Origin of the sequence: Microcystis sp. LEGE 08355 (assembly GCF_015207185.1) — a bacterium.
GTDB lineage: Bacteria > Cyanobacteriota > Cyanobacteriia > Cyanobacteriales > Microcystaceae > Microcystis > Microcystis panniformis.
Map to the genome: position 1 here is coordinate 1 of NZ_JADEXI010000266.1, position 6,203 is coordinate 6,203.

Sequence of the window (6,203 nt, forward strand, 5' to 3'; positions counted from 1 at the left end):
ATCATGGAGGAAGCAACGGAAATCGCCAAACTGCGTTTATTTCTTGCTTTAGTTGCTGCCGAATATTGATTTTAATATCATGTCGGGAAATTCCCTCATCGGTTTAATTTGCCTGGACGAAAAAAGTTTTAATCTCATGGGAGATGAAAACATTCTGCCAACCCTCAACGAACAAAATTACCAAGCAATTCTTGCGAAAAAATCGCAGTATTGAATTAGACAAAGAACAGGCTTTTCAGTTGGAAGAAGTGCAGGAAACCCTCCTAGTAAGTCTTTAAACCCCAAGGGAAAGAATTTTTTTTCTCAGCCTAGGGACTTGGTGACTACAAATAAAATGGACATCAAGACATTTGAAAAGGAACAAAAAAAACTGTTAACCAATCCCGAAATTGCCCAAGCATGGTTAGAATATCAAAGTCAATAACCCCACGTTAGTCTCTATTTTACTTCCTCGGAACAATATAAAAATCAAATCTCTATTGTTAATGGTAAAAAGCAAGGGACGGATCTTAATCTCTATGAGCTTTTTGTGTAACAATGTTTTAATATCCTCCATCCCCAGGGTTATTGTAGAATTATTATTCCCAGGGGAATTTATACAGATTTAGGAACCAAGCAACTGCGATAAATGTTATTTTCTCAGGCAAATATGACAGGATTATTTTGTTTTTAAAATCGTCAAATAATTTTTGAATGTGTAGATAGGCGCTTTAAGTTTGTGATCTTAACTTTTGAAAAAATAAACAAACTCTTTCCTTTTCTGTGGAGTTTATGCGTCACATTTTTGAGAAATTACAACGTTTTTTCCATCAAGATAGTTGAGTAATTAGCGTCGATTTAATCGGCAAACTATCCCCAGATTCCCTCTCGGTAATCGAATTTAAACAAGATATAGATATTCCTATCGCTGAAAAAATGTCTCGTTTTCCTCTGCTAGGAGAAACCCTTCCCGATACAGGGAATCTCAAGTTAACTCAAGAACTTCAGATGACTAATGATAGTCATTTATTTAAAACTGAACCCGCAAAGGGAAGATTGCCCCTCTGGGAAGGAAAAATGATTCATCAATTCACCCATCGGTAGGCTTTACCGAAATACTGGTTAGATGAAAAACAAGCAAGACAAGCTTTATTAAAACGCTGTGAAACAGTAAACAGTAAACATCTCCAAAAATTATAACTCAATCACAGCTTGCTTTTATACTTTGTACTGATTAAGTAGGGTTTGCTGAATATCAGTATAATCCTTGCTAGGAAGAGTTTTTGGGACTTTTTTAACCAAAAAAGTGCAAGAAACAAACGTTGAGAAATCGATCCGAGAGACTCAAAATCCTTACACTCACCCATCCACCCATCCACCCATCCCGACCATTCCACCATTCTACAGCAAGGCGATACGGTCATTTTATTAGGTCATCGGGGCGATGTTCCCAATTTTGCCCGTCGTTATGCTCTGCGTCGAGAAATGCGCTATCGGGGGTCTTCTTGGTAGGATATTTAACCAGAAAAAAGTTGAGCTTTTCTGGAATTAATTTCCCTGCGGATGGAGATATTACTAACTCACTAATTATCTCCAGAGACAGCTATGAAATTAACCTATCGCAGCATTGCTTACGACAAAAACCCCACTGCCACCGTTGCTTCCAGTCCGATGATTTTAAGCTATCGTGGTGTTCCCTATTTAAAAAACCGTGGTGTCGTTCAAACGATTCAGAAACCGGTAGCCGTTACCTATCGCGGTCAAGCCTATCATATCACTCAATCTTTAGCTTCTTTGCCCACGGAAGGACCCTCTTTAAGTTTTTAACTTCTAGTTCATTTTTCAATTAATCTCTTTTAAATATTGTCAATTAAGTAGCTGGTTATAATTAAATTAAAAATAGATTTTAGGTTCGATCCCCCCTGCCCCCCCTTGATAAGGTGGGTGTCTGACAACTTTTAACACCTACCTACTTAATGATTTTATTAATTACCTTAAACGGGTTTTATCTCCCCTCTTGCTCCCTTGCTCAAAGGGGGATTTTTTTATTTGTTTTGCCAACAAGGAATAACTACCTAAGCAAAATTAATTACACATATTTTTCCCTTCCGCAGTTCCGCAGTTCCAGCGTTCCCCCTTTCCGGAGTCTGAATTTAATTTTGTCGAACTGCTGATAGTTATCAGTTTTTTGTAGAATAGGGAGATTGAGAAAACGAACATCTGCCCCTATGACAAGATTCCCTTTGACTGGTCGCTATTCTAGTTTATGCGTCTTGCTCACTTTATTCTGGTTAAGCGGTCAATCTTTACCGGTGCGAGCAGAAAAAATCTATAATCCCGTCCCCCTCATCCTCAACAAAGAAATTAACGATACTCTCACCGACAAAGATATTCCCACGGGGGAGGGAGGGTTTGCTAGGGATTATACCGTAGATTTGGACAAGGATGATCAGGTGGCCATCGATCTCAAATCGGAAAACTTTGATGGAGTTTTAATTCTCCTGGCTGACGATGGTTCCACTGTAGCGGAAAATGATGATGGTCCCGATGGTGGCACTAATGCTCTCCTCTTTGCACGCATTACCGAGTCGGGTAAATATATTATTCGGGTGAGAGCTTTCGGAGAAACCGGTGGGGGAAAATTTACCCTGAAATTAACCCGTTTACGGGCCGTGGAGGGCAAAAATTAGCTAATTATTGTCAAAAAAACCAAGAATAGAGCCTCTGTCCACTCTACCACCGCACCGTAGGTATCGCCAGTGTGACCGCGAAGACGACGATATAACCAGTAACCAGTAAGCAGAGCAAGGGCGATTCCGGCACTAATGGCGATTATTCCCCACCTTAGACCACCAAATAGGGCGATTAACCCCCAAATTACTCCCCCACAGTCCCAAGGCAGACAAAAAGCCACTTTATGAAAGGCTCCCTTGCCGGTGGGTTTGAGGTAGGGATAAACAGCGATCGCCATTACTTGCCCCCAACGTCCCCAAATTGGCGCTAAAATTAGAGCTAAGGCTCGATTATCGCTTAAATCAGTCAAAGCGGCGATTTTTAGCAGCAAAACCATAGTCACGGCCATGACTCCAAAGGCCCCGGTAACACTATCGGCCATGACCGCTAAACGGCGCTGGGGGTCGGTGACAGCTAAACCATCGGCCGTGTCACTAACTCCATCAAGGTGTAGTCCTCCCGTTAGATAAACCCAAACCCCCACAAGGACAACCGCACGAGTTAAGAGTGGCATTCCCAGACTAGCTAGAGTTATATCGAGCAAAACCAGAATTAGACCCAAAAATAAGCCCACTAAGGGAATCCATCGGGCAATTCTACCAAAATCCGGCCAAGCAATCGGAACGGGAATAATCGTGTAAAAAGCGATCGCACCTAAAAATGAGCGAATTTCTTGACAAATGAAGTTAAATATGGTAGTCAATCCCCCAATTCGCTCCCGGTATGGCAGCGTTTCTCATAAAGATGAAGTATAACTTAATTTTGTATCGGCCACCCTGTGGGATTTTCAAAACATGAGAACACCTATAATAATTCTGCATAACACGGTTACTTGTAATTTTATTAGGGAAACCTCTTGCGATCGCTATGAGAGTAATATACGGAAAGATTTTTTAAAAAAATGTGTATTTGGTATGAGATATGGAAAGTTTACATATATTATGTAGTTGGATAGACAAAGTTTTGAGAATTTCAAAGTAGTCCATCGTACAGCCTGAGTTCTGCTACAGTCTGGGCTAGACCTTGCCTTTCATAAGCTGCAAGTAACTCATCAACACTTTGCGGTGGATTGTTTAAACTCATTCGCTGTTGCTTAGCAGCTTCACAGATCACTGAAGGAGCTAAATCAATCAGATGAATAATAAACTCATCGGGATGCTGAGCCTCGATACCATATTGATCAAGAGTTGTAGCCGGAAAATCTGACAGATTGTATGTAACAATCACATCGGCTCCTGCACAAATGGCAGCTGCTAGTACATGACGGTCATTGGCATCTGGTAAGTTTAGCGATGGAATTAGATCTTTATAACCCTGAACGAGACAGTCACGTACATTACTGTTCATCAGAGCTTTTGTGCGGTGAAGACGCTCCTCCGTGAGATCAGGTCTATTCTTCAAAAGATTCCGAATCCACTCATCATGAATTTCATCAGTCCATTTGGCACGGAACAAATCTGTCAATGCTAAACGCATCAAAAAATCCCGTAGAGGAGCTGCATATAAAACACACGCGTCGAATAATGCAGTGAAGTTGCTCACAATCAATAGCCCATGTCCAACTCTTGTGCTTCGCGTGTAAGTTCTTCAAGAGTTTGTAATCTTTTCTGGTCTATGTCATGCTTATACGTCATGAGGTCGTCAAATCGAATCCGGCGATGAGTTCCCACTTTTCGGCATGGAATCTTGCCATCATCAATCAGACTGATCAGGAATGGACGTGATACATTCAAGAGGTCTGCTGCTTGTTGTGTCGTTAACTCAGCATATACAGGCATCAAAGTAACTGCATTGCCACGAGCCATTTGCGTCAGAATATCAGTTAAAAGGCGAAATGCAGACATCGGAATAACAACCACTTCTTCTGGCTCATTATCCGCCTGCACACGCAGTCTGAATTCAGGCAAGTGGTTTCCAACAGGGCGTTTGCCTAGAAATCTTGAAAGCTGACGGCTTGACTCACGCGCAAGCTCTGTATCTGCCGCAGTCGGTGCAATTGTCTCTTGAAAATCAGCGATTCCAGTAGCCATTGTCTTGTCCCGCTCATACTGTTGATTGAACTCTTGTCCAGAGTTACTACGGCCTAGTGTACCCCACATACGAAATAAATGCAACAAACGCAACAAACGAAAAATATGTTTTTGTCACAACTTGCTCACCAGCCGTAGGGTGCGTTCCCTAATGTGGTTCCTACTGCTCCAGCGATCGATTTTGGGGAACGCACCATGCAGATTGATTGCAGCTGTGGGTTTAAGTGTGATGGCGAAGGCACTGCGTAGCAGTACGCTGATCTTGTCGGTTGGGTTGACGGCTGTTACCCAACACCCTCAAAACCAAGATTAAATGCAGTAGGATAGACGTTGGATAGATTTTCTAGGTTGCCCTGAATGGAAGCGTCTATATTGAAACAAGTATTTTTGGGCATTTAACCGCCAGACCCACTGACAATCTGATCGTTGCTGCTAATATCAAGATCACCCAAGATTGGTGGAACGAACATAGTAGCTCATTTACGCTTTACGCATCAGAGATCGTTGAAGATGAGGCAGCTAAGGGATATCCGATAATCGCCGCTCAACGGTTAAACTTGTTACAATTCCTAATGCTTCTCGAACTTACGGAAGATGCGTTTGAACTTTCGCAAGCGTTTCTGACTCAAAGCAATCTGCCCCTAAAGGCATCTAACGACGCTTTACATATGGCATTAGCAACCGTCTATAACTTAGATTATTTGCTAACATGGAACTGCAAGCACATGGCAAATGCCCAAATTCAGCGTAAGCTGGCTCAGATTAGTTCTGATCTCGGATATATATTGCCAGTTATTTGCACTCCTTATGAGCTTATTGGATATAACCTAGAGGTCTAGTCATGTATAAAAATGAAATTCTCGATGAAATTCACAAGTATAGAGAAGAATACGCTCAATCGTTTCAATATGACTTAGAGAACTCCATAAAAAAGATGATCCAATAGTTAAGTGAGTTGATAAGGGATTTCCACAAACCACTTGGGCAAATGGGGAAGTCGATTAATCTGTTTTTCCAACTCTGCCATTGCCTCCCGGGTCAACTTCACCCCATTGCGGTAAACCTTGTCAATGAGCTTGACGACCGGATTTTTGGCTTTGAAGGTAAGGGTTTCGGCAAAGCGAAGCACCGTTTCCACACCCCAAGAGTAAACTACCCTTCCAATGCTGCTCCAGCCAGCCAAAGGTACGTTCTACTGGATTGTACTTGCTGTGATAGGGGGGATAGTAGGCTAACTCAATGTTCAATTGCGACTGCAGGGCAAAGGCTACCATCCGGTTCATCAACTGAGTGCGACGGGAATGGTTTTCCGGTCCATTGTCTTGGTTAATCACCAATTTGTGAATGTGGCCAAAGCGGTCTTTTACCATCGCCCACCAATGCTCCAATAAATCCACAATACAATCTGCGGTCAGTTTAGAGCTGACAAAGAACAAATACAGTTCATTGTATTCGGGGAGG

7 protein-coding genes and 3 pseudogenes are annotated in these 6,203 nt (G+C 42.2%); 5 read left to right on the forward strand and 5 right to left on the reverse strand.

Translation table 11 applies throughout. From position 1 onward, the window contains the following. The 4 genes and pseudogenes from IQ242_RS14045 to IQ242_RS14055 all read left to right on the forward strand — a co-directional run. A pseudogene (locus tag IQ242_RS14045) lies at positions 1-1,146 on the forward strand (ATP-binding protein); the annotation flags it as partial. A gap of 213 nt (positions 1,147-1,359) precedes the next feature. Next, positions 1,360-1,491: pseudogene (locus tag IQ242_RS27165) on the forward strand (potassium channel protein); the annotation flags it as partial. A 93-nt stretch (positions 1,492-1,584) separates the two neighbouring features. After that, on the forward strand, positions 1,585-1,806 hold the full coding sequence (locus tag IQ242_RS14050; protein WP_193960390.1) for a DUF4278 domain-containing protein: 222 nt from the start codon (positions 1,585-1,587) through the stop codon (positions 1,804-1,806). 401 nt (positions 1,807-2,207) lie between these two features. After that, positions 2,208-2,669 (forward strand): PPC domain-containing protein, encoded by a 462-nt coding sequence (locus tag IQ242_RS14055; RefSeq protein ID WP_002786024.1) that lies wholly within the window; start codon positions 2,208-2,210, stop codon positions 2,667-2,669. Here the strand turns inward: IQ242_RS14055 and cobS are convergent. The 3 genes from cobS to IQ242_RS14070 all read right to left on the reverse strand — a co-directional run bounded on the left by cobS (position 2,666) and on the right by IQ242_RS14070 (position 4,742). Next, positions 2,666-3,424, reverse strand: a complete 759-nt coding sequence (cobS, locus tag IQ242_RS14060) for an adenosylcobinamide-GDP ribazoletransferase (RefSeq protein ID WP_193960392.1) — start codon at positions 3,422-3,424, stop codon at positions 2,666-2,668. The two genes, IQ242_RS14055 and cobS, sit on opposite strands and share 4 nt — an antisense overlap. Positions 3,425-3,684: 260 nt before the next feature. Then, complete coding sequence (locus tag IQ242_RS14065) at positions 3,685-4,260, reverse strand: PIN domain-containing protein (protein ID WP_228020994.1); 576 nt, start codon at positions 4,258-4,260, stop codon at positions 3,685-3,687. Next, positions 4,257-4,742: a helix-turn-helix domain-containing protein gene (locus IQ242_RS14070; RefSeq protein ID WP_193960391.1), complete on the reverse strand. Its 486-nt coding sequence runs from the start codon at positions 4,740-4,742 to the stop codon at positions 4,257-4,259. The genes IQ242_RS14065 and IQ242_RS14070 overlap by 4 nt, the downstream gene beginning before the upstream one ends. A 353-nt stretch (positions 4,743-5,095) precedes the next feature. Between IQ242_RS14070 and IQ242_RS26200 the strand changes: the two genes are divergently transcribed. After that, positions 5,096-5,581, forward strand: coding sequence for a type II toxin-antitoxin system VapC family toxin (locus IQ242_RS26200; RefSeq protein ID WP_228020995.1), 486 nt, complete (start codon positions 5,096-5,098; stop codon positions 5,579-5,581). Positions 5,582-5,688: 107 nt separating this feature from the next. Here IQ242_RS26200 and IQ242_RS27170 read toward each other — a convergent pair whose 3' ends face one another. Both IQ242_RS27170 and IQ242_RS14075 read right to left on the reverse strand, forming a co-directional pair. Beyond that, positions 5,689-5,880 (reverse strand): hypothetical protein, encoded by a 192-nt coding sequence (locus tag IQ242_RS27170; protein ID WP_370582998.1) that lies wholly within the window; start codon positions 5,878-5,880, stop codon positions 5,689-5,691. Beyond that, positions 5,810-6,203 (reverse strand): annotated as a pseudogene (locus IQ242_RS14075) (hypothetical protein); the annotation flags it as partial. The pseudogene IQ242_RS14075 and the gene IQ242_RS27170, both read right to left, overlap by 71 nt.